This is a genomic window from Methylobacterium sp. yr668 (assembly GCF_900116245.1).
In the GTDB taxonomy this organism is placed as follows: Bacteria; Pseudomonadota; Alphaproteobacteria; order Rhizobiales; family Beijerinckiaceae; genus Methylobacterium.
This window is the reverse complement of record NZ_FOZY01000008.1, coordinates 189,711-216,147: the sequence shown is the minus strand read 5'-3', so window position 1 is coordinate 216,147 and position 26,437 is coordinate 189,711. Positions and strand designations below refer to the sequence as shown.

At 71.4% G+C, this 26,437-nt stretch carries 33 protein-coding genes; 13 read left to right on the top strand and 20 right to left on the bottom strand.

Going from position 1 to position 26,437, the window contains the following annotated elements; translation table 11 throughout:
* Nucleotides 1–5: 5 nt before the first annotated feature.
* Both BM419_RS13120 and BM419_RS13115 read right to left on the bottom strand, forming a co-directional pair.
* Nucleotides 6–989, bottom strand: coding sequence for a YVTN family beta-propeller repeat protein (locus BM419_RS13120; RefSeq protein ID WP_091926703.1), 984 nt, complete (start codon nucleotides 987–989; stop codon nucleotides 6–8).
* Between the two features lie 121 nt (nucleotides 990–1,110).
* Nucleotides 1,111–2,382: an ABC transporter substrate-binding protein gene (locus BM419_RS13115; protein ID WP_091926702.1), complete on the bottom strand. Its 1,272-nt coding sequence runs from the start codon at nucleotides 2,380–2,382 to the stop codon at nucleotides 1,111–1,113.
* 186 nt (nucleotides 2,383–2,568) lie between these two features.
* On the opposite strand from BM419_RS13115, the gene BM419_RS13110 reads away from it, so the two are divergent.
* Genes BM419_RS13110 through BM419_RS13080 form a run of 7 tightly spaced genes read left to right on the top strand, consistent with a single transcriptional unit; the run spans nucleotide 2,569 to nucleotide 8,056 of the window.
* Nucleotides 2,569–3,093: a DUF3280 domain-containing protein gene (locus tag BM419_RS13110; RefSeq protein ID WP_091926748.1), complete on the top strand. Its 525-nt coding sequence runs from the start codon at nucleotides 2,569–2,571 to the stop codon at nucleotides 3,091–3,093.
* A 27-nt stretch (nucleotides 3,094–3,120) separates the two neighbouring features.
* Nucleotides 3,121–3,822 carry a (5-formylfuran-3-yl)methyl phosphate synthase gene (locus tag BM419_RS13105; RefSeq protein WP_091926701.1) on the top strand — a complete coding sequence of 234 codons (702 nt, stop codon included), beginning with the start codon at nucleotides 3,121–3,123 and terminating at the stop codon, nucleotides 3,820–3,822.
* Nucleotides 3,819–4,394: an amino acid kinase family protein gene (locus BM419_RS13100; RefSeq protein ID WP_091926700.1), complete on the top strand. Its 576-nt coding sequence runs from the start codon at nucleotides 3,819–3,821 to the stop codon at nucleotides 4,392–4,394. The genes BM419_RS13105 and BM419_RS13100 overlap by 4 nt, the downstream gene beginning before the upstream one ends.
* Nucleotides 4,391–5,953, top strand: a complete 1,563-nt coding sequence (locus BM419_RS13095; protein WP_091926699.1) for a DUF6513 domain-containing protein — start codon at nucleotides 4,391–4,393, stop codon at nucleotides 5,951–5,953. The genes BM419_RS13100 and BM419_RS13095 overlap by 4 nt, the downstream gene beginning before the upstream one ends.
* A gap of 4 nt (nucleotides 5,954–5,957) precedes the next feature.
* Nucleotides 5,958–6,548, top strand: a complete 591-nt coding sequence (locus tag BM419_RS13090) for a DUF447 domain-containing protein (protein WP_056528823.1) — start codon at nucleotides 5,958–5,960, stop codon at nucleotides 6,546–6,548.
* Nucleotides 6,549–6,569: 21 nt separating this feature from the next.
* Nucleotides 6,570–7,103, top strand: a complete 534-nt coding sequence (locus BM419_RS13085; protein WP_056528820.1) for an SRPBCC family protein — start codon at nucleotides 6,570–6,572, stop codon at nucleotides 7,101–7,103.
* Nucleotides 7,100–8,056, top strand: coding sequence for a YncE family protein (locus BM419_RS13080; RefSeq protein ID WP_091926698.1), 957 nt, complete (start codon nucleotides 7,100–7,102; stop codon nucleotides 8,054–8,056). The genes BM419_RS13085 and BM419_RS13080 overlap by 4 nt, the downstream gene beginning before the upstream one ends.
* Before the next feature lie 3 nt (nucleotides 8,057–8,059).
* On the opposite strand, the gene BM419_RS13075 is transcribed toward BM419_RS13080, so the two are convergent.
* The 8 genes from BM419_RS13075 to BM419_RS13040 all read right to left on the bottom strand — a co-directional run bounded on the left by BM419_RS13075 (nucleotide 8,060) and on the right by BM419_RS13040 (nucleotide 13,279).
* Complete coding sequence (locus BM419_RS13075) at nucleotides 8,060–8,260, bottom strand: hypothetical protein (protein ID WP_020092076.1); 201 nt, start codon at nucleotides 8,258–8,260, stop codon at nucleotides 8,060–8,062.
* Nucleotides 8,261–8,334: 74 nt separating this feature from the next.
* Nucleotides 8,335–9,510 carry an alpha/beta hydrolase gene (locus BM419_RS13070; protein WP_091926697.1) on the bottom strand — a complete coding sequence of 392 codons (1,176 nt, stop codon included), beginning with the start codon at nucleotides 9,508–9,510 and terminating at the stop codon, nucleotides 8,335–8,337.
* 115 nt (nucleotides 9,511–9,625) lie between these two features.
* Complete coding sequence (locus BM419_RS13065) at nucleotides 9,626–9,826, bottom strand: hypothetical protein (RefSeq protein WP_020092074.1); 201 nt, start codon at nucleotides 9,824–9,826, stop codon at nucleotides 9,626–9,628.
* Nucleotides 9,827–9,904: 78 nt separating this feature from the next.
* Nucleotides 9,905–10,360 (bottom strand): response regulator, encoded by a 456-nt coding sequence (locus BM419_RS13060; RefSeq protein ID WP_042675510.1) that lies wholly within the window; start codon nucleotides 10,358–10,360, stop codon nucleotides 9,905–9,907.
* Between the two features lie 190 nt (nucleotides 10,361–10,550).
* Nucleotides 10,551–11,423: a dienelactone hydrolase family protein gene (locus BM419_RS13055; RefSeq protein WP_091926696.1), complete on the bottom strand. Its 873-nt coding sequence runs from the start codon at nucleotides 11,421–11,423 to the stop codon at nucleotides 10,551–10,553.
* 80 nt (nucleotides 11,424–11,503) lie between these two features.
* Nucleotides 11,504–11,908, bottom strand: coding sequence for a hypothetical protein (locus BM419_RS13050; protein WP_020092071.1), 405 nt, complete (start codon nucleotides 11,906–11,908; stop codon nucleotides 11,504–11,506).
* Between the two features lie 120 nt (nucleotides 11,909–12,028).
* Nucleotides 12,029–12,463: a DUF192 domain-containing protein gene (locus BM419_RS13045; RefSeq protein ID WP_081636457.1), complete on the bottom strand. Its 435-nt coding sequence runs from the start codon at nucleotides 12,461–12,463 to the stop codon at nucleotides 12,029–12,031.
* A gap of 210 nt (nucleotides 12,464–12,673) precedes the next feature.
* A complete protein-coding gene (locus tag BM419_RS13040) occupies nucleotides 12,674–13,279 on the bottom strand; it encodes a cold-shock protein (RefSeq protein ID WP_056528802.1) in 606 nt (201 codons plus the stop codon).
* Between the two features lie 353 nt (nucleotides 13,280–13,632).
* Between BM419_RS13040 and BM419_RS13035 the strand changes: the two genes are divergently transcribed.
* On the top strand, nucleotides 13,633–14,652 hold the full coding sequence (locus BM419_RS13035; protein ID WP_091926694.1) for a heparan-alpha-glucosaminide N-acetyltransferase: 1,020 nt from the start codon (nucleotides 13,633–13,635) through the stop codon (nucleotides 14,650–14,652).
* Between the two features lie 45 nt (nucleotides 14,653–14,697).
* Here the strand turns inward: BM419_RS13035 and efp are convergent, their stop codons facing one another.
* On the bottom strand, nucleotides 14,698–15,321 hold the full coding sequence (gene efp, locus BM419_RS13030) for an elongation factor P (protein ID WP_199778764.1): 624 nt from the start codon (nucleotides 15,319–15,321) through the stop codon (nucleotides 14,698–14,700).
* 191 nt (nucleotides 15,322–15,512) lie between these two features.
* Between efp and epmA the strand changes: the two genes are divergently transcribed.
* The 5 genes from epmA to BM419_RS13005 all read left to right on the top strand — a co-directional run bounded on the left by epmA (nucleotide 15,513) and on the right by BM419_RS13005 (nucleotide 19,829).
* Nucleotides 15,513–16,568, top strand: a complete 1,056-nt coding sequence (epmA, locus tag BM419_RS13025; RefSeq protein WP_091926693.1) for an EF-P lysine aminoacylase EpmA — start codon at nucleotides 15,513–15,515, stop codon at nucleotides 16,566–16,568.
* Complete coding sequence (locus tag BM419_RS13020; RefSeq protein ID WP_091926692.1) at nucleotides 16,565–17,608, top strand: lysine-2,3-aminomutase-like protein; 1,044 nt, start codon at nucleotides 16,565–16,567, stop codon at nucleotides 17,606–17,608. The genes epmA and BM419_RS13020 overlap by 4 nt, the downstream gene beginning before the upstream one ends.
* Nucleotides 17,609–17,624: 16 nt before the next feature.
* Complete coding sequence (locus BM419_RS13015) at nucleotides 17,625–18,236, top strand: glutathione S-transferase family protein (protein ID WP_091926691.1); 612 nt, start codon at nucleotides 17,625–17,627, stop codon at nucleotides 18,234–18,236.
* A 100-nt stretch (nucleotides 18,237–18,336) separates the two neighbouring features.
* On the top strand, nucleotides 18,337–18,987 hold the full coding sequence (locus BM419_RS13010) for an RraA family protein (RefSeq protein ID WP_020092063.1): 651 nt from the start codon (nucleotides 18,337–18,339) through the stop codon (nucleotides 18,985–18,987).
* 5 nt (nucleotides 18,988–18,992) lie between these two features.
* The gene (locus BM419_RS13005) at nucleotides 18,993–19,829 is read left to right on the top strand and encodes a YdcF family protein (protein ID WP_091926690.1); all 837 of its coding nucleotides are present in this window, start codon (nucleotides 18,993–18,995) and stop codon (nucleotides 19,827–19,829) included.
* Here the strand turns inward: BM419_RS13005 and BM419_RS13000 are convergent.
* From BM419_RS13000 to BM419_RS12960, 9 genes are all read right to left on the bottom strand, one after another.
* Entirely contained in the window at nucleotides 19,757–20,074 is a 318-nt protein-coding gene (locus BM419_RS13000) for a DUF3253 domain-containing protein (protein ID WP_091926689.1), read from the bottom strand. The genes BM419_RS13005 and BM419_RS13000 overlap by 73 nt on opposite strands.
* Complete coding sequence (locus tag BM419_RS12995; protein ID WP_091926688.1) at nucleotides 20,071–20,844, bottom strand: DUF599 domain-containing protein; 774 nt, start codon at nucleotides 20,842–20,844, stop codon at nucleotides 20,071–20,073. Before BM419_RS12995 ends, BM419_RS13000 begins: the two co-directional genes overlap by 4 nt.
* A 79-nt stretch (nucleotides 20,845–20,923) precedes the next feature.
* Nucleotides 20,924–21,208 carry an acylphosphatase gene (locus tag BM419_RS12990; protein ID WP_091676823.1) on the bottom strand — a complete coding sequence of 95 codons (285 nt, stop codon included), beginning with the start codon at nucleotides 21,206–21,208 and terminating at the stop codon, nucleotides 20,924–20,926.
* 55 nt (nucleotides 21,209–21,263) lie between these two features.
* Nucleotides 21,264–22,112: a formate/nitrite transporter family protein gene (locus BM419_RS12985; RefSeq protein WP_020092058.1), complete on the bottom strand. Its 849-nt coding sequence runs from the start codon at nucleotides 22,110–22,112 to the stop codon at nucleotides 21,264–21,266.
* Between the two features lie 146 nt (nucleotides 22,113–22,258).
* The gene (locus tag BM419_RS12980; RefSeq protein ID WP_091926687.1) at nucleotides 22,259–22,690 is read right to left on the bottom strand and encodes a gamma-glutamylcyclotransferase family protein; all 432 of its coding nucleotides are present in this window, start codon (nucleotides 22,688–22,690) and stop codon (nucleotides 22,259–22,261) included.
* A gap of 17 nt (nucleotides 22,691–22,707) precedes the next feature.
* Nucleotides 22,708–23,058 carry a hypothetical protein gene (locus BM419_RS12975; RefSeq protein WP_091926686.1) on the bottom strand — a complete coding sequence of 117 codons (351 nt, stop codon included), beginning with the start codon at nucleotides 23,056–23,058 and terminating at the stop codon, nucleotides 22,708–22,710.
* Between the two features lie 28 nt (nucleotides 23,059–23,086).
* A complete protein-coding gene (locus BM419_RS12970; protein ID WP_056528777.1) occupies nucleotides 23,087–25,090 on the bottom strand; it encodes an acetyl-CoA carboxylase biotin carboxylase subunit in 2,004 nt (667 codons plus the stop codon).
* 100 nt (nucleotides 25,091–25,190) lie between these two features.
* The gene (locus BM419_RS12965; protein ID WP_020092054.1) at nucleotides 25,191–25,631 is read right to left on the bottom strand and encodes a hypothetical protein; all 441 of its coding nucleotides are present in this window, start codon (nucleotides 25,629–25,631) and stop codon (nucleotides 25,191–25,193) included.
* Between the two features lie 162 nt (nucleotides 25,632–25,793).
* Nucleotides 25,794–26,372 (bottom strand): L,D-transpeptidase, encoded by a 579-nt coding sequence (locus BM419_RS12960; protein WP_020092053.1) that lies wholly within the window; start codon nucleotides 26,370–26,372, stop codon nucleotides 25,794–25,796.
* Nucleotides 26,373–26,437 lie beyond the last annotated feature (65 nt).

The window sequence follows — 26,437 nt, the reverse complement described above, 5'->3', positions numbered from 1 at the left end:
TCGGATCAGTTCGGCGAGATCGCCACGCCCCAGGGCAAGAGCCCGACCGGGATGCTCTTCACCACCTTCTCGGCGGCCACGTCGATCACCGAGACGTCGTTGGAGGTGCCGTTCGTGGTGAAGAGCTGCTTCTGGTCAGGCGTGAAGGCCAGCTGCCAGACCCGCTGGCCGACCGGCAGATACTTCTCGACCGCGTAGGTCTTGGCGTCGATCACGGCGACGCGGTTCGCCGGCCCGAGGGCCACGAAGGCCTTGGACCCGTCCTTGGTGATCCGGATGCCCACCGGCTGGATCGCCTCGTCGTTCACGCCCGGGATCTTGAAGGTGATCTTCCTGATCACGCGGCGCTGGGCGACGTCGATCACGCTCACCGTGCCGCCGACCTCCGACGAGACCCACAGGAACTTGCCGTCGGCGGTGAACTCGGCGAAGCGCGGCCGGGCGTCGACCAGCACGTTGTCGATGACCTGGAATGTCTTCGTATCGATGAAGTGGGCCATGTTGGTCGTCTCGGAGGTGTTGACGAGGATCTTCCCGTCCGGCGACAGGCCCATCCCCTCCGGCTCGACGCCCACCGGTACCTCGGCGAGCACCTTGTTCTTCTCGATGTCGATGATCGTGACCTGGCTGTCGTCCTCGTTGGCCACGTAGAGCGGGTTCCCGGAGGCGTCGAGGATGAACTGCTCCGGATCCGGCCCGGAGCGCAGCGAGCGCACCACCTTTCCGGAACTGGTGTCGAGCACGTCGATCCGGTCGTCGTCGCTCGCGCAGACGAACAGCTCCTTGCCATCCTTGGAGACGGTCACACCGCGCGGGCGCCGCCCGACCTTCCACGTCGCCGTCACCGCCATCGTGTTGGTGTCGATGACGCTGACCGAGTTGCCCTTCTCGTTCGTCACGTAGGCGGTGAAGGCGGCGGCCGGCCCGCACAGGGCGAACCACGCACCGAGGGCGACCCCACTCAGACATGCCTCGACGCGGCGGCTCATACGGTTTCCTTCCCTTGCGACGGCCCGGCGCCCTGGGCGGACGTTCTCGGGGGACGTTTGTAGTGCGATTTCCGCGCGTTGCGAGGGCCTTGGCCGCTCGCCATCGCCGCAGGCCGCGGGTTCACTTGAACTTGCAGGTGGTCTCGGGGAGGTCGACGCCCAGCGTGTCGAGGGGCGTGCGCTGGTGCAGGAAACCCTGCTCCGGCGCGACGGAGACCAGCGCCTTCGGCTGTACCACGATGATCGCCTGGCGGAGCTGGTGGTCCCAGGGCCGGAAGCTCAGCGGCACGCCCTTGTAGGCCGGCAGCGTGAAGGCGGGCTCGACGAGGTAAGGGGCGATCACGGCCGGGTCGTTGGTCTTCTTGGCCGTCACGGCCTCGCCCACCGTCCGCACCGCGGCCCAGACCTGATAGTCCAGCGGGCGCATCAGCCGGGAGGCGAGCCGCCGGAACCGGTTCTGGGCCTGCGCGGCGCCCCAGGTCTCCAGCACGGGGGACCAGGTCGTCGGCGTCAGCGCCTGCGTGCCGCCGACGGGGCGCGGATCGACCGTGCGGTAGGGCACGTAGTCGCCCCAGTCGCCCTCCTCGTCGGCCACGATGGCCATGTCGTAGTCGAGGCCCCGGGTGAAGACCATCGCCTCGGCGCGAGTCGGCGTGTCGCCGCGCGCCTTGGCAAGGGGCCCGAAGGTCCAGGGCTTCTCGGCGGTGATCTTCAGCGCGAACTTCCGCGCCGAGTTGCGCATCGCGTCGGCGTAGGCCTTGTCGGCGTCGGTCGGGCCGACGATCAGGAAGAGCTTCCGCCAGCGCATCACGGTCAGGTACTGCGCCAGCGCGTCGGTGAGCATCGCCCGCGACGGCAGGATGTGGAACACGTTGGCCCGGCACTCGGCGCCGCGCAGACGATCGTCGGGCGCCCCCGCGTTGAGCACGACCGCGCCCGTGTCCTTGACGGCGTCGGCCACGGCCAGAACCGCGTCGGCGGGGAGCGCCAGGACCAGGTAGCGCACGCCCTTGCCGATCAGCTCCTTGGCCGCCGCCACCGCGTCCGGCTTGTCGTCGGTCAGCGCGACTTCATCCAGGACGTAGGTCTGCTTGGTGAAGCGGCCGGTGGTGTTGTTGTCGGCGATGCCCATCTTGGCGCCGGCCAGGCCCTCGTCCTCCGGCGCCGCCTCGGCATCGTACGAGGACGGGGCAGGCTGCGGCCGGTAGATCAGGCCGACATGGGTCTCGAGCGCCTGCGGAGCGGCGGCCTGGGCCGGCTGCGCCGCCGCGGCCGGCGCCGGGTCCTCGGCCCGCGCCGCCGCCGGGGCGATGGCGAGCGCGACGGCGGCCGCGCGCAGCCAGGACGGGCGCGTCTTGTGCCGGAGGGCCGTGTCGGGTGCAGGATGGTGCATGCGCGCGGCCTCTATCAGCTTCCGCTCAGGCCGCTCAACCGCGGCGTCTCGTCCCGACGTTCACGTTACCGTCGTGGGATAGGCGGGCGCGGAAGTACATTGCCAAATTGTCCCTTCGCCCGACCTATGGCGGGAACGATGCCGCCGCCTCGGGCGGTCGAACGCCTCGAGAGGAAGCTCCCGCCGATGCGCCACATGTCTCTCAGCGCCGCGCTCGCCTGCGGCGTCGTCCTGTGGACCGCCCTGCCCGGTGCGGCCGGCGCCGCCGAGAAGGCCGCCGTCTTCCCGGTCGAGCTGTTCGATCCCGGTGCCGCCTACGGATCCCGGACGCGGCCGATGGACGCCCGGAAGCTCGCCCTCGTCACCGACGAGTTGCGCAACGCCCTGCGCGACAAGGCCGGTCTGGAGATCGTCGATACCGCGCCCAAGGCCGACGTCGTGGCCAAGGAGGGGCCGCTCTACAAATGCAACGGCTGCGCGGCCGACATCGCCAAGAGCCTGGGTGCGGACCTCGTCGTGACCGGTTATGTGGAGAAGGGGTCCGGCCAGATCTTCAACCTGAGCGTCGCGATCGCCGAAGCCGATACCGGCAAGGTGGTGCGCGGCGGGCAGGTGACGATCCGGGCCGACACCGACGATACCTGGGCGCACGCGATGCGTTGGGTGGTGAAGAACCGCCTGCTCGCCGAGCCGTTGCCCGGGAAGTCCTGAGACGGCCCGTTCAAGTCCGAGTGTTTCGTGCCCGCGTCCACCATCCAGCAAGACCCCCTGCCCCGGCTCCTCGTCAGCGTTCGCGATCCGGCCGAGGCCGAGGCAGCCCGCCTCGCCGGCGCCGACCTGATCGACGCCAAGGACCCGGAGCGCGGGGCGCTCGGCGCCCTGGACGAGGCCGTCGTGCGGGAGATCGTCGCCCGCGTGTCCGGCGGTGCCGCGACGAGCGCGGTGGCCGATCCGGCGGCCGGATCCGTCGCCGCCCTGGCCCGGACCGGCGTCGACTGGGTGAAGGTCGGTCTACGTCCTGCCGAGATCCGGGACGCGGCGACGCTGGCCGATCGCGTCGCGGCCGCGCCAGGCCGGCTGATCGCCGTGCTGTTCGCCGAGGACGGGCCGGCGGCCCCGCACGTGCCCGCCCTGGCGGCGGCAGGCTTCGCCGGCGCCATGATCGACACCGCCGGCAAGACTGGCGCCCGCCTGCCCGACCTCGCCGCGCCCTCGGACCTCTCGGCCTTCACCACCGCCTGCCGGGCGCACGGCCTGATGAGCGGCCTCGCCGGGTCGCTGCGGGTCATCGACATCCCCGGCCTCTGCGCGCACCGGCCGGATTACCTCGGCTTCCGCGGCGGCCTGTGCCGGGACTTCGACCGCCGCAACGGCATCGATCCCCTGCGCGTGGCCGAGGCCCTGCGCGCCCTGCGGCCGAGCCGGCAGGACGCGGCGTGACGAGCGTCATCAAGATCGGCGGCAGCCTCGAGGCGGATCCGCATCGCCGCCGCGCCCTGCTGGAGGCGATCGGCGACGGCGCGCACGGGCGCTGCATCGTGGTGCCGGGCGGCGGCGCCTTCGCGGACGCCGTCCGGGCCGCGCAGGCGCGGGAGCGCTTCGGCGACGCCGAGGCCCATCGCCGGGCGCTCGACGCCATGAGCGACGCGGCCGGCATCTTCCGCGGGATCGAGCCGCGGCTCGTGCAGAGCCTGGAGCCCTGGGCTGAGACGGCGCCCGCGCGGATTCGGGTCTGGAACCCGCGCGCTCTCCGAGCCGGCCACCCGGACATCCCGGAGACCTGGGACGTCACCTCGGACAGCCTCGCCCTCTGGCTCGCCGCGCGGGTCGGGGCGGAGCGCTGCGTCCTGGTGAAATCCGTCGATGCGCCGCCGCGCGTCGACCCCGCCGCGCTGGCGCGGGACCGGATCGTGGACGCCGCCTTCCCGGGCTTCGCGGCATGTTTCGGGGGTACGATCGAGGTCTGGGGACCGCACCGCCGCGTCGCGGTCGAGACGAGGGCCGCCGCGTGAGCACCGCCGAGCACATCGTCTTCGTCACCGGCCGCCTCGCCCGGGCGCGGCTCGAGAAGGTCGCGGCGGGGCTTCCGCAGACCCTCCACTGGAGCATCGCGGATGCCGGCGTGAAGGTCGCGGCGCTGATGACCGAGGAGATCATCCGCCGGCGGGTCGTGCTGCCCGAGGGCGCCACGCGGATCGTCCTGCCGGGCCGGTGCCGGGCCGATCCCGAGCACCTTGCGGCGCATTTCGGCGTCCCGGTGGAGCGCGGACCCGACGAGGTGGTCGACCTGCCGGCCTGGCTCGGCCTGACCGCCCGCAAGGTCGACCTGTCCCGGCACGACCTCCGGATCTTCTCGGAGATCGTGGACGCGTCGAAGATGAGCGTCGACCAGATCCTCGCCAAGGGGCTCGATCTCGCCGGGCGCGGCGCGGACGTCATCGATCTCGGCGGCCTGCCCGATACCCCGTTCCCGCACCTCGAGGATTCCGTGCGGGCCCTGAAGGGCGCCGGCCTGAGGGTCAGCGTCGATTCCTTCTCCCGCGAGGAACTGGTCCGGGGCGCCGGCGCCGGCGCCGACTTCCTGCTGAGCCTGAACGAGGAGACCCTCGATCTCGCCTTCGAGACCGACGCGATGCCGATCCTCGTGCCGATGCGGCCGGACGACCTGCCCTCCCTCGATCGCGCGATCGAGCGCATGCTCAAGGCGGGGCGGCCGTTCCTGGCCGACCCGATCCTCGAGCCGATCCACCACGGCTTCGTCGACTCGATCGCGCGTTACCGCGACACCCGCGCCCGCTGGCCCGAGATCGACATGATGATGGGCACCGGCAACCTCACCGAGCTGACCGAGGCCGATTCCCTGGGCGTCACGGCGCTGCTCGTCGGGATGTGCTCGGAGCTGTCGATCCGCAACGTACTGATCGTGCAGGTCTCCAACCACACCCGCCGCACCGTCGAGGAGCACGACGCCGCCCGGCGGGTCATGTACGCGGCCAAGGCCGATTCGGCGCTGCCGAAGGGCTACGGCCGGGCGCTCCTCGCCCTTCACGACAAGCGCCCGTTCGTGCAGACCGCCGACGAGATCGCCCAGGCCGCCGCCGAGGTGCGCGACCCGAATTACCGGATCGTGATCGCCGAGGACGGGATCCACCTCTACAACCGCGACATCCACAGGGTCGGCACCGACGCGATGGCCTTCTTCCCCGACCTCGACGTGGCGAGCGACGGCGCCCACGCCTTCTATCTCGGCGCCGAACTCGGCAAGGCCGAGACGGCGTGGCGGCTCGGCAAGCGCTACGTTCAGGACGAGGCCCTCGACTGGGGCTGCGCGGCCGACGCCGACGTCGAGGATGCCACCGCCTTCAAGAAGGCCGGCCACACCCGCCATTCCGGACCCGACGCGCCCCCGCCCGGGACCCGCGACGCGCGCCTGGCCGGGCCCGAAGCCGGCGCGAGCCCGCCCGAGACCGTCCCGGAGGCCGCGGCGCGCGCCGCGGTCGCGCCCGAGCGCCCGCAGGATCTGCCGTCGAAGCTGGTCTGCGGGCGCCTCGTCCCCGCCGACAAGGCGTGAGGCCATGCCGCTGATCCTCGAGACCATCGTCACCACCCTGTCCCCGGCGGGCGAGCTGCACCTCGTCCCGTTCGGGCTGATCGGCGAGGATGAGGGCTACGTCCTCGCGCCGTTCCGGCCATCGCCGACGATCGTCAACCTGGAGGCCAATCCCTGCTTCGCTGCCTCGAGCCCGCGCGACATCCGCGTGATCGCCGGCGCGGTGACGGGCCGGCGCGAGTGGCCGACGCTGCCGTGCGCGGCGATCGAGGGCCGCCGCCTCGCCGACAGTTTCGGCCACGCGGAATTCGCGGTCGCCTCCGTCGAAGCCCACGAGACCCGGCCGCGCTTCCGGGGCCGGATGGTCCACAGCGCCGCGCACGCGCCGTTCATCGGCTTCAACCGCGCGCAGGCGGCGGTCCTCGAGGCCGCCATTCTTTCGACCCGGCTCCACATGCTGGAGCCCGGGAAGGTGTTGACGGAGATGGCCTACCTCGCCATCGCCATTGGCAAGACCGCGGGACCGCGCGAGCGCGAGGCCTGGGGTTGGATCGAGGACAAGGTCGCGGCGGCCCTCGGCCCCGAGGCGCGCGTCCTCGATCGCGACGACCGCTGAGGGCGGGAGGAGAAGGACAAGATGAAGAAAATCACCCTGGCCCTGGCGGCCACGGCGGCTCTGGTGGCGGCGACCGCGCAGGCCCACGGCCCGACCCGGCGCAAGATCACCGAGTCGATCGAGATCAACGCCCCCGCCGACAAGGTCTGGGCCGTGGTCGGCGACCTGAAGAACGCCGACTGGATGCAGAACGTCACCAAGACGGAACTCAACGGCGACCCGGCCGGCAAGTTCAAGCGCGTTCTGACGCTCAAGAACGGCAATCAGATTTCCGAGACCAGCAACAAGTACAAGCCCGAGGACAAGATGTTCTCCTACTACATCGACAAGGTCGATGTGAAGGATCTTCCGGCGAACGACTACTCGGCGACGATCACGGTCGAGCCCGAGGGCAACGCCAAGTCGAAGGTCGAATGGAAGGCGGCGTTCTACCGCGGCTACATGAACAACGACCCGCCGCCGGATCTGAACGACGAGGCCTCCGAGAAGGGCGTCGGCGACTGGATCAAGGCGAGCCTCGCCAACCTGAAGGCCAAGGTCGAGAAGGGCTCGTGAGCCCAGCACGGGGCCGCGCGGCCCTCGCCGCCGGCCTCGTCCTCGTGGCGACGGCCTCCCGTGCCGAACCGGCCCGGGAGGCCATCGTCACCGCCCAGCTCGGCGGCGCGGTCGAGATCGTCGACCTAGCCGCCGGGAAGGTGGTGCGCCGCATCCCCGTCGACGGGGCCCCGGCTGGGATCGCCCTGTCGCCCGATCGCCGGCGGGCCTACGTCACGCGCCCGGAGGGGCACGGCCTCGCGATCCTCGACCTCGACGCTGGCAAGGTCCTGTCCGAGGTGCCGCTGCCCGGCGGCCCGCTCGGCGTCGCTTCCGACCCGCGGGGCTGCGCGGTCTACGTGGCCGACTGGTACGGGCACCGCCTGTTCGTGCTGACCGAGCGCGACGGCACCCTGGTTCCGGACGGCGAGATCGCGGTCGGCGCTTCGCCCTCGGGGATCGCCGTCAGCCCCGACGGGGCGACGCTCTACGTCGCCAACCGCGAGGCTGACACGGTCTCGGTCGTGGACGCCGCGACCCGGCGGGAGACCAAGGTCATCCCGGTGGGGCAGCATCCGTTCGGAATCACGCTCGATGCCGCGGCGGGGCGCGCCTACACGGCCAACGTGACCGGCGACGACGTCTCGGTGCTGGATCTGAAGACAGGGCGCGAGATCGGCCGCATCCCGACCGGCCGCCGGCCCTACGTCATCGCCCTCGCCGGCGGGCGCGGCTTCGTGACGGACCAGTATGCCGGCAGCGTCACGGCGTTCGACCTCGCCACGCTCAAGCCGATCGCCGACGTCGATGTCGGCGACCACCCGGAAGGGATCGCCGCGGATCCCGACGGACGCCTCTACGTCGCCAACTGGGGCGACAACACGCTGAGCGTCCTCGATTCGAAGACGCTCAAGGTGCTGGCGACCATCCCGACGGGCAACGGCCCACGCTCGTTCGGCGCGTTCCTGCGCTGAGCGTCAGCCCGGTCGGCGCTGGGGCGCCCGCCGGTAGGCCGCCCGGGCCATCAGGAGCGCACCGCCGACCTGCAGGAAGCCGGTCTCGCCGAGATCCGAGGGGGCGATATGCGCCTGGATCAGCAGCCGTGTCAGCGCGTTCAGCGCGAGCAACGTCAGGCAGAAGGCCGCGGCGGCGAGCAGGCTGGCGACGAACTCGGGCATGATCTCCCTCCCGTGTCGAACGGGGAGAGATTAGCAAGCCGCGCGCCAAGGCCAAGCTGTCGCAGCGTCCGATCTCAGCGCTTGCGTCCGGCGGGTGCGGGCGCCGGAGTCCCGGCCTGAGCGGCCGGTGTGGGCCGCGGCGTCTCGACGGCGAGCCGCTTCACCGGCCAGCCGTCGCTCCAGCGCTCCATGTCGGCGAGGCGCGGATTGTTCTTCAGCGCCGCAGCATCCGACCCGGCGAAGGCCGCCGCGGCGGCGAGGTCGAAGGTCTTCCAGAAACCGAGATAATCGAGCGCGTCGACCCGGGCGAGGTTGATCTGCGAGACCAGGGTCTGCTGCTCGCCGGACAGCGCCATGTCGGCGGACCAGCGGAACGGCGGCGGCTTCGTCGCGTCCTTGGGCGCGTCCTTCGGCTCAGGGCCCGGCTTGATGGCGCCGCCGTCGTAGGCCGTGTCCACGCCGGCCGGGGCCGCCAGGGTCGCCGTCAGGGCCGGGAAGCCGTGATCGTCCGACAGCGCCCGCACGAAGAGCTTGCGCTCCAGCGGCACGGCACTCGCCTCGCGCAGGAGGCGCTTGGCCGCGAGATCGGCGGCCCGCGTGTCCTTGTCGCCGACCATGGTCACGATCAGCGTCGCGGGATCGATCGCCGACAGGTCGTTGAGGGCGATGCCGCGGGATTTCGGCCCGCTGGCGATGCCGCCAGGCATCACCGCGAAGATCAGCTTCGGCACCGGCAGGCCCTGGGCCTTGGCCGCGGCAGCCAGATCCATGGCGAGCGGAGCCCCGGCGAGGTGGCCGATCATCGCGACGCGGCCGAGGTCGGGCTTCGCCTCGCCGTCCGTCGCGATCTCGGCGAGGGCCGCCTTGACGAGGGATTCCGCGATGGCCGGGGCGTCGGCCGGGCGGGTCCGGTTCACCTCCTGAAATCGTGGATACAAGATGAGCCAGCCCTGGCGGGCGAGATGATCGATCCAGCCGCCGTAGCTCTGCGGATTGACCGCGCCCCACCCGTGCAGGACGATCGCGACCGGCCGGCCCGTCTCGGGGGCCGCGCCCGCGGCGTAGAACGCGTAGGTCGAGGCCGTGCCGCGCCCGAGCAGCCGCTTGGTCACCGTCGCCTTGCGGTCACCCACACCGCCCGCGCCGTCGGCGGGCTGGGCCGGCGGGGTCGCCGCCTGAACGGACGCGAGGCCGGCCAGGGTCATGATCGCGGCGGCGGTGAGCGATCCGCGAAGAACTGTGAGACGCATCCGGGACTCGACTGAGAGACGCACTGCGTCGGCAGGTCAGAATGCGCTGAATAGCAGATTCTCTCGTCTTGGCGACCCGCTGGCGCAGTCTCCTGTCAAGGTTCCGCGGCGGAAGCTAGGTCGGGCCGCAGCCCGCGGGACCCGGACGGTCGAGCTGCCGCGCCAGCGCCGCCAATTCCGCCGGCAGGTCGCGATCCGCCGTGCCGTAGACACTGAGCAGCCCCTCCCGGACCGTGTCGAGAACGGCGGATTCCGCCGAATCCCGCGAACCGGGGCGTCGGAGTGAATCGGCGTGGTTGGTTGCGACAATCTTCATGGCGGCGTCGGGGATCGGTTGTACTGCGGAAGTCCGGGCGCGGCGCGCTCCGGAGTGGCGTACAACTGTGCGGCCGCCTCAGGTTTCCAGGCCGGACGGGATTATTTTGCCGCCCGGTCCGATAACGGACGGTCCCGACCCGGCCGAGGGTCGCCCGGCCGCCTGCTCCACCCAGGCGAGGATGTCTTCGGCGCGCCACGGCTTCGGGATGAAGGTCGCCGAGACGCGCAGGTCGCTCGGCTGGTCGCCCGCGTCGCCCGAGGTCAGCAGGACCCGCACGCGCGGCCAAGTCACGCCGATGATCCGCGCGAGCTCGAAGCCGCCGATCGGTCCGGGCGTGCGGACGTCCGAGAAGACGACACTGACCTCGTCCGCGCGATCGTTGAGGATCGCCAGGGCGCGATCGGCGGTCTCGGCCTCGATCACCGTGAAGCCGGTATCCTCCAGCAGCGTGGCCGCGAGGAAGCGCTCGTCGGGCTGGTCCTCCACGACGAGGATCACGGGCTTCTGGCCAGGCTGTACCGAATCGCTCATGGACCAGGACACTCTACAGGGGCTGAACGGCGGTCGCTTCGATCGGTTCAACGCCCGAGCGCCGCGAAGGGCCAGACCCGCGCGGGCACAGATCCTCCTTGGATCCTTGCACGATTGTGAAGTTGTGGCCGTGTCTTGGGTAACACAGCCACCCCGGAACGCGCCCGATCGGGCGTCCTGGGCCGACTATTCAGCCGACGCCGTGCGATTTCAGGAAGGCCAGCGCGCGCTTCCAGCCGTCCTCCGCCGCCTCGCGGCGGTAGCTCGGACGATAATCCGCGTGGAAGCCGTGCGGCGCGTCCGGGTAAACCACGAGTTCGACGCTCTTGCCGGCCGCCCTGGCGCGGTCGCGCGCCTCCTCGACCGCCGCCACGGGGATGCCGGTATCGGCCCCGCCGTAGAGGGCGAGGAGCGGCGCGTGGATCTCGGCCGCCACGTCGCCGGCGGTGCGTGGCTGGATGTCGGTCCGCTCGCCACCGACCGGCCCGTACCAGGCGACGGCCGCCTTCAGGTCGCGACGATGCGCCGCGTAGAGCCACGTGGCGCGCCCGCCGCGGCACCATCCCATGACGCCGAGGCGGTTCGGGTCGCCTTTCGCCGCCGAGGCCGCCCAGGCCACCGTCGCGTCGAGATCGCCGATCCACTGCGCGTCCGGCGTCTTCGCGATGACGTCGCGGATGATCTGCTTCGGATCCGACATGGTCGAGAGGTCGCCCTGGCGGGCGTAGAGCTCGGGGGCCACGGCGCAGTAGCCGGCCTTCGCGAGCCTGCGGCAGATGTCCTTGATGTAGTCGTGGACGCCGAAGATCTCCTCGATCACCAGGACGATCGGGAACGGGCCCGCGCCCTCCGGAACCGCGCGGTAGGCCGGCATCGGCCCGTCCGCGGCCGGGATCTTTACCTCGCCGGCCTCGATGCCCGCACTGTCGGTGTGGATCACCTGGGCCTCGACGCGGGTGGTCGCGAGCGTCAGCCCGCTCATCAGGCTCGTCATCACGAAGCCCCGTCGCGACAGGGGCGGCGTGATCAACCCGTCGAGTCCGGCCCGTTCGTGATCCGCCATCGTGCTCTCTCCCTCGTTCCGAGGCTGAGGGCTATCCGCGGGCGGCCGCCCGGGTCAAATCGGCCGCCGTCGCCGGGCCCTCAGGCGCCGGCCGCCGCCAGGGCCCGGACGGGCCGCGGGCTGGCGGCGCGCGCCGGCTCGGCGATCTCGCGGGGCTTCAGCATGTCGCCCAGGCTCACGAAGGTCTCGGCGGCCGGCGAGATCACGGCGCGAATGCCGTAGCCCAGCGCGAAGGAGCGGATCAGCTCGGCGTCCCGCGGGATGCCGAACCGGTCGAGAGCGGCGAGGAACGCCTCGCGGAACAGGCTCGGCCGGCACCAGCGCTTCTCGGCCATCTGCAGCGGCCAGTCCCACAGGCCCTCCGCCCGGCGCGTCGCGAGCGCCGAGCGGGCGATGAAGTAGCCGGTCTGGCGGTGCTCGATTCCGTCCGCCTGCACCGACCAGTCGTCGTTGCCGAACAGTTCGACCTCAGCCGCGTCGCCCATCGGGTCCTCCGCCCTGAACCAGCCTTCCGGCGCGCCGGAACATTGCCGGAACACTGGAGCGGAAATCGGCGGTGGTCAAGGCGCTTGTTCCCGGTGCGTTCGCGAATCGCGCGGGCCGCCTCAGCGGGCCTTGAACATGGCGTGCTCGATCCGGTCGCCCGGGGCGATCCCGAGCTTCGCCGCGGTGCCGGCGTTCAGCTCGAGTACCGCCACCACCGGGCCGCCCGACGGGATGATCGCCGTAGAGAGCGGCTCAGTGTCGGCGGCGATCCGGCTGATCGTCCCGTCGGGCCGGATGAACACCATGTCGAGCGGCAGGTAGGTGTTCTTCATCCACATCGTGACGGGCTGGTTCTGCTCGAAGTCGAACAGCATGCCGTGGTCGGCCGCCATGTGCCGGCGGAACATGAGGCCGCGGGCGCGGGCGGCGTCGTCGCGCATTACCTCGACGTCGAAGCGCTTCGGCCCGGCCTTCGTGACGATCGTCAGCGGCTCCGACTTGGTCGCGGCGGCCCGGGCGGCCGCCTGCGCCACGACGGCGGGCGCCGGGGCGATCGCGGTCAGGGCGAGGCAGGCGATGGCGGTCACCCGGGCGGTGCGAAGGAGGGGTTTCACAGGCTCATGCCTCTCGTGGGATGGCGCGCGGACCGTAAGGCCCGTCGCCCGGTGATAGACCAGGACATGCCGAAGGGGAATCCGGTTCCGGATTTTCCGAGCTTCAACAAGGAGATAGGACGGGGTATGCCGGGCCGGGGAAACGCGGCCTCAATGGGACGCGGGCATCGTCCCGTCGATCAGCCGCACCTCCGCCGCCATCACGCCCTTCGAGCCATCGCCGTAGCGCACCAGGACGGACTCGCCGGGCTTCAGCTCGGCGATCCCGTAGCGCCGCAGCGTCTCCATGTGCACGAAGATGTCCGGCGTCCCGTCGCCGCGGGTCAGGAATCCGAACCCGCGCAGGCGGTTGAACCACTTCACGACGGCGGTCTCGAGCCCGCTGGTCGGCGTCACGGTGACGTGCGTGCGCGGCATCGGCAGCTCGGAGGGATGCACCGCCGTCGCCTGATCGAGGGAGATGACCCGGAAGGCCTGCCAGCCGCGGGGCCGCTCGACGGCCTCCACGACGATGCGGGCGCCCTCGCTGGCCGCCTGGTAGCCGTCGCGCCGCAGGCACGTGACGTGGAGCAGGATGTCGGGCGCACCGTCGTCGGGCACGATGAACCCGAAACCCTTGGACACGTCGAACCACTTGATGCGGCCGGCCACCTCGACGAGGTCGAGCGCCTCATCCTCGTGCTGATCCAGTTCGCCGGTTCGGGCGACAATCCCCCGCTCGGGGTTCTCCGGCCCGGATCCGCGTTCGTCAGACATGGCCGAGCAACCTACACCGAATCACGCCGCGCGCTCTCCCAGCAAGATTAACGAAGTCCTGATGTCCGGGAAGCCCATTTGGCCGGCAGAACAGTGACGCCAAGTTGCAATCTTGGCGCAAGGAGGCGGGGCCGCAACAGTCGATCGGTCGCAGGCTCGGGCGAAACCGGCGTTTAAGCGTCGGGGCTGCCGAGGGGTTTTCCGGATGCCGGCTCTCCCTCCCGGCACTCCCGCGCACGCCGCGTCGGCGTTCACGTTTCCGAGAGCCGACGCACCCGCTTCGGGCTCGGTCGGAGCGTCCGTCGCACGGCGCGATGGAAAGGGCGGCCCCGACATGGTTTGGGTGCACCATCATGTCCGTTGACGTCACCCTCGACCGTCCCGTCGCCGCCTCCCCGGTCGCGCCCGCCTCGCAGCGCCGCCGCCTGCCGGTCGTCGACGCGGCGCGGGCGGCCGCCCTGCTGGCGATGGCGAGCTACCACACGCTCTGGGATCTCGGTCACCTGCGGCTGACCGCGGAGAACTACGCGCTGACGCCGACGGGGCGGCACGCCGCCGAGGCGATCGCCGGCACCTTCCTGGTCCTGGTCGGCATCGGCCTCGTGCTGATGAACGGGCGCGGGGTCCGGCTTCGACCGACGCTGCTGCGGCTCGCGCGGATCGGCGGGGCGGCGCTCTTGGTGACCCTCGGCACCTGGGTCATGTTCCCGGACGCCTTCGTGTTCTTCGGCGTGCTCCACTGCATCGCCGTCTCGAGCCTGCTCGGGCTGCCGTTCCTTTTCTTGCCGGTCCCGGTCACCGCCGTCGCGGCCGCGGCCGTGCTCGCCGCGCCGCACGTGGTGCACGCGCCCGTCCTCGACGCGCCGGCCCTGTTCTTCCTCGGCCTCGGCTCGGTGTTGCCGCGGACGAACGACTACGTGCCGCTCTTCCCCTGGTTCGGGCTTGTGCTGGCCGGCATCGTCCTGGGTCGTCTGGCCCTGCCGCCGCTCGCCCGGTCGCGGCTGGGAGCCTGGGCGCCGCGCACGCGGCTCGGCCGCGCCGCCACCTTCGCGGGCCGGCACAGCCTCGCGATCTACCTCATCCACCAGCCGCTGCTGCTGGCGCTGCTGACCGGGCTCGTCACGGTGGTCGGCGCCAATCCGCGTGCCGGGCTGCGGGCGTTCCGCGCCGATTACGTGACGATCTGCGCGCGCACCGGCGGCGAGCCGCCGCTCTGCCGCATCGCGGCCCGCTGCACCTCGGAGGCGCTGCTCCGCGAGGACCTGTTCCGGGAGGATGGCCGCCCCTTCAGCGGGACGGAGCGCCTGCGCGCGCAGGCGATCTCGCAGGGCTGCTACGCCACCCTGGAGGCCGCCGCGCGATCCGCGCGCTGAACGCGGCGACCGACCTCGCAGGGTTGGTCGCCGGCGCGGACCGGATCAGTCCTTGGCGCGCTCGACGTAGGACCCGTCGGCCGTCATGACGACGACGCGGGTGCCGGCGGCGATGTGGGGCGGCACGGTCGTGCGCACGCCGTTCGACAGGGTCGCGGGCTTGTAGGACGACGAGGCGGTCTGGCCCTTCAGGACCGGCTCGGTCTCGGCGACCTCGAGCGTGACGCGCTGGGGCAGCTCGATGGTCAGCGGGACGCCGTTATGGACGGAGAGCATCACCGCCATGCCCTCCTGGAGATACGGGGCGGCGTCGCCGACCACGTCCTGCGGCACCGCGATCTGCTCGTAGTTCTCGGGGTTCATGAAATGGAACCCCTCGCCGTCGCTGTAGAGGAAGGTGTGCTCGCGATCCTCCACGAAGGCGCGCTCGACCTGCTCGGTCGTCCGGTAGCGCTCGGACACCTTCACGCCGTCCGTGATCCGGCGCATGTCGAGCTGGGTCACCGGGGTGCCCTTGCCGGGGTGGATGTTCTCGGCGAACAGGATCACGTAGAGCTTGCCGTCCTTCTCGACGACGTTGCCCTTGCGGAGCGTTGAGGCGATCACCTTCACGGAATTGCGTCCTGCATTGACATGGGGGCCGGCACGCGCCAAGCGCGGGCGCTGCATCTCGGACCCCGCCACTATCGCATCTGCGCCGCGGTTGCCAGCGGGCGGGCGCGGACCGTCGATGGCAACCGGCATCGGCCGCGGCGCGTCCCCGCGGTCCGGACCCAGTCAGGGCCGAGGATGATAGTGCTTCAGAACGCGACGCGTCCCGGTCGGAGCCGGCCGGTCCCGATCCGGCTCAGAGGCCGGTCGTGAGCGGACCCGCCTCCCCCTGGTGGTCGGCCGGCCGCCACGCCGACCGGCGCCCGGCGCTGCTCCTGCGCAACCGCGTCCTCGCCGCGTTCCGCGCGTGGTTCGCGGACCGCGACTTCGTCGAGGCCGAAGCCGCCTGCCTGCAGGTCTCGCCCGGCAACGAGGCGCATCTGTCGGCCTTCGCCACGGAAGCCATCGGCGCGAGCGGCGCCCGCACGCCGCTCTACCTGCACACCTCGCCGGAATTCGCCTGCAAGAAGCTCCTGGCCGCGGGCGAGACGCGGCTGTTCAGCGTCGCGCGGGTGTTCCGAAACCGCGAGCGCGGGCCGCTGCACCATCCCGAGTTCACGATGCTCGAGTGGTACCGGGCCGGCGCCCCCTACACGGCGCTGATGGGGGATTGCGCCGACCTGCTCGCCGGCGCGGCCGAGACCGCCGGCGCCCGCCGCTTCACCTTCCGCGACCGGGAGACGGATCCCTTCGCCGAGCCGGAGCGCCTGACCCTGGCCGAGGCCTTCGACCGCTTCGCCGGGATCGACCTGCTGGCGAGCGTCGCGCCGGGCGGCGAGACGGACCGCGAGACTCTGGCCGCCGCCGTCGCGGCCTCCGGCCTCCGGGTCGCCCCGGACGATACCTGGGCCGACCTGTTCTCCCGCGTCCTCGTCGCGCGGATCGAGCCGCATCTCGGCCTCGGCCGCCCGACCATCCTGTGCGAGTACCCGATCAGCGAGGCCGCCCTCGCCCGTCCGGCGCCGCACGACCCGCGGGTGGCCGAGCGGTTCGAGCTCTACGCCTGCGGCGTCGAGCTGGCCAACGCGTTCGGCGAGCTGACCGACCCGGCGGAGCAGCGCCGCCGGTTCGAGGCCGAGATGGCCGAGAAGCAGCGGGTCTACGGCGAGCGCTACCCGATCGACGACGAGTTCCTCGCGGCGCTGGCCGTCATGCCGGAGGCGTCGGGAGTTGCCCTGGGCTTCGACCGCCTGGCGATGCTGGCCTGCGGGGCTACCCGGGTCGAGGACGTGATCTGGACTCCCGTGGCGGAGACGCGGCCATGAACCGGGTCCTGAGCAGCGCGGACGACCTCCTCACCGCCGGCCTGATCTCGGGGGCGGAGGCCGAGGCCCTCGGCGCCGTCCTCTCGCGCTATGCGGTCTCGGTGACGCCCGACATGGCCGAGCTGATCGACCCGCAGGACCCCGACGACCCGATCGGCCGCCAGTTCGTGCCCCGCGCCGCGGAAGCCGTGGCGACGCCGGAGGAGCGCGCCGACCCGATCGGCGACGCCGCCCACGCCCCGGTGACGGGGATCGTGCACCGCTACCCGGATCGCGTGCTGCTGAAGCCGCTCCACATCTGCCCGGTCTACTGCCGCTTCTGCTTCCGCCGGGAGATGGTCGGACCCGACGGGCTCGGGACCCTCACCGACGCCGAGCTCGACGCCGCCCTCGCCTACATCGCGCGGGATCCGCGGATCTGGGAGGTGGTGCTCACCGGCGGCGACCCGTTCGCGCTCTCGCCGCGCCGCCTCGGCGCCATCGCGGAGCGCCTCGCCGCCATCCCCCATGTCCGGGTCATGCGGGTCCACACGCGCGTGCCCGTGGTGAAGCCCGATCTCGTCTCCGACGCCCTCGTCGAAGCGCTCAAGCGGTTCGGGCGCGCGGTCTTCGTCGCCGTCCACGCCAACCATCCGCGGGAATTCACCGCCGCCGCCAGCGCCGCCTGCGCCCGCCTGGTCGATGCCGGCATTCCCCTGGTCAGCCAGTCGGTGCTCCTGCGCGGCGTCAACGACGAGGCCGCGACCCTCGAGGCGCTGATGCGGGTCCTCGTCGAGAACCGGATCAAACCGTACTATCTCCACCACGGCGACTTGGCCCCCGGGACGGCGCACCTGCGCACGGACGTGCCCGAGGGGCAGGCGCTGATGCGCGCCCTGCGCGGCCGCCTCTCCGGCCTCGCCCAGCCAACCTACGTGCTCGACATTCCCGGCGGCCACGGCAAGGTGCCGATCGGACCGGGCTACCTGCACGACACCCCCGACGGGGTGCGCGTGACCGATCCGGGCGGGCAGGACCACGCCTACCCGCCGAAGGCGTGACGGAGACTCTTCGATTATGCGCAGGCTATGGGGCCGCCTCACCTCGGTGAACGTGCAGAAGGCGGTGTGGGGACTCGACGAGACGGGCCTGCCGTACGAGCGGGTCGAGGCCGGCGGCGCCCACGGGGTCGTCGACGACCCCGGCTACCGCGCGATGAACCCGAACGGTCTCGTCCCGACCTTGGCGGAGGACGGCTTCGTCCTGTGGGAATCCAACGCGATCCTCCGCTACCTGGCGGCTGTGAGCCCGGCCCTGGCCCTGCCGGCTGACCCCCGGGCGCGCGCCCACGCGGAGCAGTGGCTCGACTGGCAGGCCACGAGCTTCACGCCGGCCATGCGCGACGCCTTCTGGCAGCTCTACCGCGCGGCCGACCCGGACCGCGGCCTGATCGCCGCATCGCTGAAGAAGAGCGAGGCCATGGCGGAGATCCTCGACCGCCATCTCGCGGACCGGACCTACGCGGTCGGCGACAGCTTCGGCATCGCCGACATCGCCCTCGGCTGCGCGGCGCATCGCTGGCTGAACCTTCCGGCCGAGCGGATCGAGCGCCCGGCGCTGCGGCGCTGGTACGACCGGATCGCCGCCCGGCCCGGCGCCGCCCGGGCGCTCGGCGAGCCCATCGCCTGACGGCCGCCGCGGGCGCCCGGAGCCTTGCCGGCACGCCCGCGCGATCCACCTTCCCCGATCGCGCCGCCCGGACCGGGACCGGCCTTTCACGGAGCCCCCGATGGCGATCGACCCGACCCTGCGCGACGCGCTCTCCGCCGTGACACCGGCGAGCCTCGCCCGCGCCCTGGCGCGGGCCGGGGTGAAGGCCTGCACGCCGCACGGGCTCTCGGCGCGGGGGAGCGGAACCGTGGTCGGGCCCGCCTACACGATGCGGATGATCCCGGCCCGCGACGACGCCGCGGGCGATCTCGCCGCGGCCATCGATGCCGTCCCCGAAGGCGCTGTGGTCGTGATCGATGCCGCGGCCTCCGCCCTCGCCCTGCCATTCGGAGCGATCCTGGCGGCACGCCTCGCCCAGCGCGGCGCCGTCGGTCTGATCACCGACGCGGCCCTGCCCGAGGAGATCGGCCTCCCCGCCTGGTGCCGGCCGGCCGCGGCCACAGGGGCCCTGGCCCTGGTCGGCACGCAGGAGCGCGTCGCCTGCGGCGGCGCCGCCATCCATCCCGGCGATATCCTGGTCGGCGACTCGAGCGGCCTCGTCGCCGTGCCGGCGGCGCTCGCCGAGCGGGTCGCCCTGGAGGCCGTCGAGCAGCAGCGCCTCGATCTCTGGATCCAGCGCGAGGTCGAGCGCGGCGCCGACCTCGCGAGTCTCCTTCCGCCGGACGCCGCGGCGCTCGCCCGGTTCGAGGCCGAGACGAAGCCGGCCTGAGCACCGTGTTCTTCCCCGTCTCGAAGGTGATCTTCTTCCTGATCACCCCGTCGAACTTCTGCATCTTCGCGATCCTGCTCGGGATCGCCGTCGCGGCGGTGACGCGGTGGCGGAGGGCCGGCCTCGGCCTGGCGCTGCTCGGCACCCTGCTGCTCGGCGCGGCCGGGCTGGCGCCCCTGTCGGACGTGGCCCTGATTCCCCTCGAGCAGCGCTTCCCCGCCTATCCGGATGACGGGCCGGCCCCGGCCGGGATCATCGTGCTGGGCGGCGGCATCGAGACGGGCCTCTCGGAGGCGCGTCGCCAGATCGTCGTCAACGATGCCGGCGAGCGGCCGATCTATCTCGCCGACCTCGCCCGGCGCTACCCGGCGGCGCGGCTGGTCTTCTCCGGCGGCAGCGGCTTCATCGCGGGCGGCATGGCCGAAGCCGACATCGTGAGCCGGCAGGCGGACGTGATCGGCGTGCCGCGGACGCGCCTCATCCTGGAGAACCGCTCGCGCAATACCCACGAGAACGCCGCCTTCTCGGCGGCCCTGGTCCAGCCGAAGCCCGGCGAGCGCTGGCTGCTCGTGACCTCGGCCTGGCACATGCCCCGGGCGGTCGGCTGCTTCCGGCAGGCCGGTTTCACGGTGGACGCGTTCCCGGTGGATTACCGGACCCGCGGCTGGGGCGACGTCGCGCATTTCCACGGCTTCGCGTCGGACGGGCTGCTCCAGTTCGACCTGGCCGTGAAGGAGTGGATCGGCCTCGTCGCCTACCGCCTGTCCGGCTACACGCCGGACTGGCTGCCGGGCCCGGATCCCGAGGGGGCCGCATCGGAGGCCGGCAGCGACAGGCGGTAGATCCCGCGGAAATCGTCCGGGTCGACGGGCTTCCCCTTCCGCAGGATCGCGATCCGCCCGGCATGGGCGAGCCGCACCGCGACCCGGCGGACCGGCTGCATCAGCGGGCCCCAGCCGTCCGGGTGCGGGCCGCCGAGGGCGCGGGCGACCTCCGAGGGGCAGACGGTCTTGTCGGCGCCGCGCTCGGCCACGAGGCGCAGCATCGCCGTCTCGATCGCGGCGTCGTCGGGTCGTGGGTCGGTCATGTGCGGGCCTCTTCGGCGGGCGACAGGAGCGGCGCCTCGAGCGGTCCCTCGTGAGGCCCCTCCCCGGCTTCGAGGAGCGCCTTGCGGATCTCCGAGGCAAACTGGCGGCGCCACATGATGATCACGACGGCCGTCGTCGAGACGAACAGCACGTAGGGGCTGATGAACCAGCCGAGATAGGCCAGCGCGAAGAAGAACGCGCGCTGACCGCGGGCGAAGTGCCGCCCGGCGCTGACGTTCATGGCCGCGAGCCGCCGCACTGCCCGCAGCATCTCGACGTCGCTCGTGCCGGACCCCTTGTGCGGCACGGCGCCCAGCAGGATCGCCGTGTAATTGAACAGCCTGTAGGCCCAGGCGAACTTGAAGAACGCGTAGACGAAGATCAGCGCGAGGCCGGCGACCTTCAGCTCCCAGGTCAGGCGATTGGCCACCGTCCCGAAGGGTAGCGTGGCGAACAGGTTCAGGACGTCCTCCCCGGAGCGCGACAGGGTCAGGACGGACCCCAGCGCGATGAGCGAGGTCGAGGCGAAGAAGGCCGTGCCGTTCTGCAGCGACGCGTTGATCTGCGTGTCGACCACCCGGTTGTCGCGGCCGATGACCTGGCGCGCCCAGTTGGCCCGGTGGCCGTTCATGATCTGGCTGAGGGAGACCATCCTGCCGCGCAGCCGGCCGACGGACAGGCCGTAGGCGATCCAGGCGAGGACGAAGTAGAGCAGCGCCGCGAGATCGAGATGCGAGAAGGCGGCGCTGCCGGCGGACAGGTCGGTCATGGTCTCCGGATGGCGGATACGCGAAGGGGCCGTCCGCCATACCAGTCCGCGGGCGCGCGCTGAACCCGCGGCGGCGATCTCAGTCGCGCAGGATCCGGAATTCGCCGCCGCGCGGCACGTCGCCGCCGTCCCGCGCGGCCACGTCGGTCACGCGCGCACCCGGCGGACCCGACCGGCACAGGGCCGCCATCTCCGCCACGGCCTCCGGCGCGCCGCTGAAGACCGCCTCGACCGTGCCGTCGTCGCGGTTGCGCACGGAGCCGGCGAGGCCGCGGGCGCGGGCCTCGGACTGCGTCCAGGCCCGGTAGGACACGCCCTGGACGCGACCGGTGACGATGACGGAGATCGTCCGGGTCTCGCTCATGCGGGCGCGGTCTCGCCTGGAAGGGCCCGCGCCGGCGGCGCGGGCCGGGATGGCCTCACTCGGCCGCGATCGGGCGACGCATGCCGGCGCCGAGGGCCGGGGTCCGCGTCGCGCCGGTGCGGACATGCGTGGAGTAGAGCATCAGGCCCGTGAAGGCGATGCCGCCCACGATGTTCCCGATCAGCGTCGGGATCTCGTTCCAGAGCAGGTAGTCCATCACCGTGAGGTGGCCGCCCATGAGGATCGCCGACGGGAACAGGAACATGTTCACCACCGAGTGCTCGAAGGTCATGAAGAAGAACACCGTGATCGGCATCCACATCGCGATGACCTTGCCGGGCACCGAGGTCGACAGCATGGCGCCGATGACGCCGGTCGAGACCATCCAGTTGCACAGCATGGCGCGGACGAAGAGCGTCAGCATCCCCGAGGCGCCGTACTTCTCGTAGCCGAGGGTGCGCGCCTCGCCGATCCCGGCGATGAGCTTGCCGACGGCGTTCGGCTCGGTGGCGAAGCCGAAGGTGAAGACGATCGACATCATCACCGCGGTGGTCAGGGCGCCCGCGAAGTTGCCGAAGAAGACCAGCACCCAGTTGCGGGCGACGCCGGCCACGGTGACGCCGGGGCGCTTGTCGATGAGGGCGAGCGGCGTGAGCACGCAGACGCCGGTGAACAGGTCGTAGCCGAGAAGGTACAGCATCGAGAAGCCGACCGGGAACAGCAGCGCCGCGACCAGCGGCTGGCCGGTCGCCTGGTTGACGCTCACCGCGAAGGCGGCGGCGAGCGCCAGGATCGCGCCGGCCATGTAGGCCCGGATGAACGTGTCCTTGGTAGCCATGAAGACCTTCGCCTCACCGGCATCGACGGCCTTCTTCACGAAATCGGCGGGCGCCAGATACGACATGCACAACTCTCCCTCGCGAACGCACGCCGATCGTCGTTGACCGACGGGCGCGCCGCGCAATCACGGATGGCCGGACGGGCGCGGTGCTGCCGCTCGCCCTCCAGCTCGCTCGTGGGCAAGCATGTCGCGTACCAACTGCGCGACGCTCAGGCGGGCAGGCCGCGGGTCCAGGTGCCGAGTTCCCGAAGATAGGCGGGCGGCAGCTGCGCCGCGCGCGCCGCCGCGACGACCGCCTCCAGGTACCCGGGCCTCGGACGGCCGGGCGCCGTCGAGCATCCGCGATAGATCAGGGCGCGCTTGACGCCCTCCCCGGTGCGGACCGGCAGCGCCGCCTTGGTGTAGAGACCCCCGGCGACACCCTCGTAGCGGTCGAGGGCCGGGATGTCGTCGGGAGCGAGTTCCCACAGGACGCCCCAGACGGTGCGCCTTGGATCGGGCACGACGGACGCGTAGCCCTCGCGCATGATGATGAAGCGGTGGTTCGGCAGATGTCCGCCGCCGATCAGCCGCGAAACCGGGCAGCGCAGCGCCATCGCGGCGGCATCCATGTTGGCGCCGTAGGCGAAATAGAGGGGCATGCCGGAGCTTTGAGAGCCTACTCGCCCGCTGGGGGATCGAGGCGATGCGCGGCCCGCTCGTTCGCGCGCACGGCCGCGTAGGCGATCGCCAGCGTGATCGCCGGAATGCCGAACGTTACGAAGATCCAGTCGTAGTTCACGGCTTCAGGCTCCGGAGGGCACGCCTCGCACCGTAACAGTAGTGCGCAGCCGGTCCCCAGCCAAACGAGCGTGAAGATCGCGTTCTCGACGCGCAGCGCCGGTGCACTCGGCACACCGAAGCTCGCGGCCGTCATCGGCGTGACGAAGCCGATGACGACGTAGGCAACGGCGATGTTGTTCAGCGCCGTCGCCAGCAGCTTGGTCTGCTCGTTGTGAACCGCGGTCACGGCCGCGAGCGCGACGCGTGCCCCGCGATCAGGCGAATTCCAGGATCACCGCGTCGACCGCGAGGCTGTCGCCCTCCTTGGCGTGGATCTTCCCCACCGTCGCGTCGCGCTCGGCGCGGAGGACGTTCTCCATCTTCATGGCCTCGACGACCGCGATCGGCTCGCCGTTCTTCACCTCCTGGCCCTCGGTGACGAGGATCTGCTTCACGAGGCCGGGCATCGGGCAGAGCACCTGCTTGCCCGAGCCGGCCTGCTCCTTCACCGGCATCAGGGCGGCGAGCTCCGCCTCGCGACGGGTGTAGACCCGGGCCTCGGCGGCCGCGCCGGCGTGCTGCAGGAACACGCCGTTGAGCAGGCTGCGCACCTGGATCGCCACGCGCTCCGAGCCGATCGTGCCGATCCAGACCGGCTCGCCCGGGCGCCAGGCGCTCGCCACCGTGAGCGCCGTGCCGTCGTCGCGGGTGACGAGGATGTCCTCGCCCTCCGGCTCGACCGTCACCGGGAAGGAGTGACCCGCCAGGATCACCACGCGCTCACGCTCGAAGGCGAAGAGGCCGGGCGCGCGCATCTGCCCGGAGATGCCGCGCTTGCGCTGGTTGAGCTTGTGGTCGATCGCCGCCGCCGCCGCCATCATGCGGATCGCCACCGGGCCGGCGGGCTCCGGAGCCGTGAAACCCTCGGGGAATTCCTCGGCGATGAAGCCTGTGGACAGCCGACCCTCCTGCCAGCGCGGATGAGCCATCAGCGCCGAGAGGAACGGGATGTTGTGGCGGATGCCGTCGATGGCGAAGGCGTCGAGGGCCTCGCCCTGCGCGGCGATCGCCTCGGCCCGGGTGGGCGCCCAGGAGACCAGCTTGGCGATCATCGGGTCGTAGTGGATGGCGATCTCGCCGCCCTCCTCCACGCCGGTATCGTTGCGGATGATCGCCGTGCCCTGCTGGCCCTCCTCCGGCGGACGGTAGGTGGTCAGCCGACCGATCGAGGGCAGGAAGTTGCGGGTCGGGTCCTCGGCGTAGACGCGGCTCTCGACCGCCCAGCCGTTCAGCTTCACGTCGTCCTGGGTGATCGGCAGCTTCTCGCCGGCCGCGACGCGGATCATCAGCTCGACGAGGTCGAGGCCGGTGATCATCTCGGTGACCGGATGCTCGACCTGCAGACGGGTGTTCATCTCCAGGAAGTAGAAGGACTTGTCCTGCCCGGCGACGAACTCGACCGTGCCGGCCGAATCGTAGTTCACCGCCTTGGCGAGCGCGACGGCCTGCTCGCCCATCTTGCGGCGGGTCTTCTTGTCGAGGAGCGGCGACGGCGCCTCCTCGATCACTTTCTGGTTACGGCGCTGGATCGAGCACTCGCGCTCGCCGAGGTAGACGACGTTGCCGTGCTTGTCGCCGATCAGCTGGATCTCGATGTGGCGCGGGTCGGTGATGAACTTCTCGATGAAGACGCGGTCGTCGCCGAAGGAGGAGGCCGCCTCCGACTTCGCGCGGGCGAAGCCCTCCGCCACTTCCTCGCCCGAGTAGGCGATGCGCATCCCCTTGCCGCCGCCGCCCGCGGAGGCCTTGATCATCACCGGGTAACCGATCTCGTCGGCGATCTTCCTGGCGTGCTCGGGTGATTCGATCACGCCGAGGAAGCCCGGAACCGTCGAGACCTCGGCGGCGGCGGCCGCCTTCTTCGACTCGATCTTATCGCCCATGGCGGCGATGGCCCCCGGGTTGGGGCCGATGAAAACGATTCCGGCGGCCTCGAGCGCCTTCGGGAAGGCCTCGCGCTCGGAGAGGAAGCCGTATCCCGGATGGACGGCCTGGGCGCCGGTCTTCTTGCAGGCCTCGACGATCTTCTCGATCACGAGGTACGATTCGGAGGCGGCAGCGGGCCCGATATGCACGGCCTCGTCGGCCATGGCGACGTGCACGGCGTCGCGATCGGCATCCGAGTAGACCGCTACGGTCTTGATGCCCATCCTCCGGGCCGTCTTGATCACCCGGCAGGCGATCTCACCCCGGTTGGCAATCAGGATCTTGTCGAACATCGCTGGCGCACTGCTTTCGAGATCGCCGGATTGCGCACCGGCTTGACTGTCCCGATAGATCAGTTGCGCCGCGGACGGAAGCTGCGCCTTGGTCTGAGGCTCAGGCGGCCAGGGCGAAGGTCATGCGCGGGGCCTGGACCGTGTCGCGGGCGCGACGGTTGGCCTCGAGGGCGAAGGCCACCAGTGATTCGGCGCTGCTCTCGGCCTCGCGGACGACTTCCATGGCGATCCGGGCACCCACCGCGCTCGGGCCGTCGCGGCCGCTGAGCGAGGCGGCGAGCCACGCGGCGACGTCGCGGTCGATGTAGCCGGTCGGGCGCGAGCCCCACACGGCGAAGTCGACGACCGAGGCGACCAGGAAGTCGGCGAAGGCGTCGGAACCGATCACCGCCCGCTCGAGGGCGATCAGGAGGTCGGCCTCCTCGCGGTTCATGAGGCCGTCCGGGAGAACCTCGCGCTTCAGGACGAGCAGGTCCTCGTCGCTGATCGTGCCGGCCGAGACAGCATGGTTGCAGAACTGTTGAACGGAAATGGTGGTCATGATCGCCTGCCTCCCCGACCTTTGTTGCGGTCGGCTCTAGTCCCTGTGTGTCTTCAACTTACGAGACCGCTCCCCTTCCAGAGGTTAATGGCGAGATCTGAACGGAAGTTCAGGTAAACACCCCCCGAGCAAGCAGGCTTATTGGGACGTTGACCGGTTGCGTTACCGGACGATGACCGTGGCTCCCACGGGCACCCGGTTGTAGAGGTCGACCACGTCGATGTTGCGCATCCGGATGCATCCCGACGAGACCGCCTGGCCGATCTTCTCGGGCTCGTTCGTGCCGTGGATCCGGTAGAGCGTGTCCCGACCGCGATCCGACAGGTACAGGGCGCGGGCGCCGAGCGGGTTCATCGGGCCGCCCTGCATGGCGTGGACGTGCGGCCAGCGCCGGATCATCTCGGCCGGCGGGTTCCAGGCCGGCCACTCCGCCTTGCGGTCGATCCTGGCCGTGCCGGTCCAGCCATACGCCTCGTCGCCCACCGACACGCCGTAGCGCATCGCCCGGCCGTTCGGCAGGACGAGGTAGAGCTGGCGCTCCTTGGTCTCGACGACGATCGTGCCGGGCGCTTCCCGGGTCGGGTCGGCGATCTCGTAGCGGGCGAAGTGCGGATCGAACTCGGCCTCGGGCACCAGGGCCATGTACTCGGCGTCGCGGGCCGAGAGCGCCGGATCGGGCACGCCCTTGAAGGTGCAGCCCGCCAGCAGCAGGGCGCAGCCGAGTCCCGAGATGATGCGCATATCCCCGCCTCGAAGGTCGTCGCGACCGCGGACGGGGCGCGCGGATCGCCGATCCGGGTCCGTCC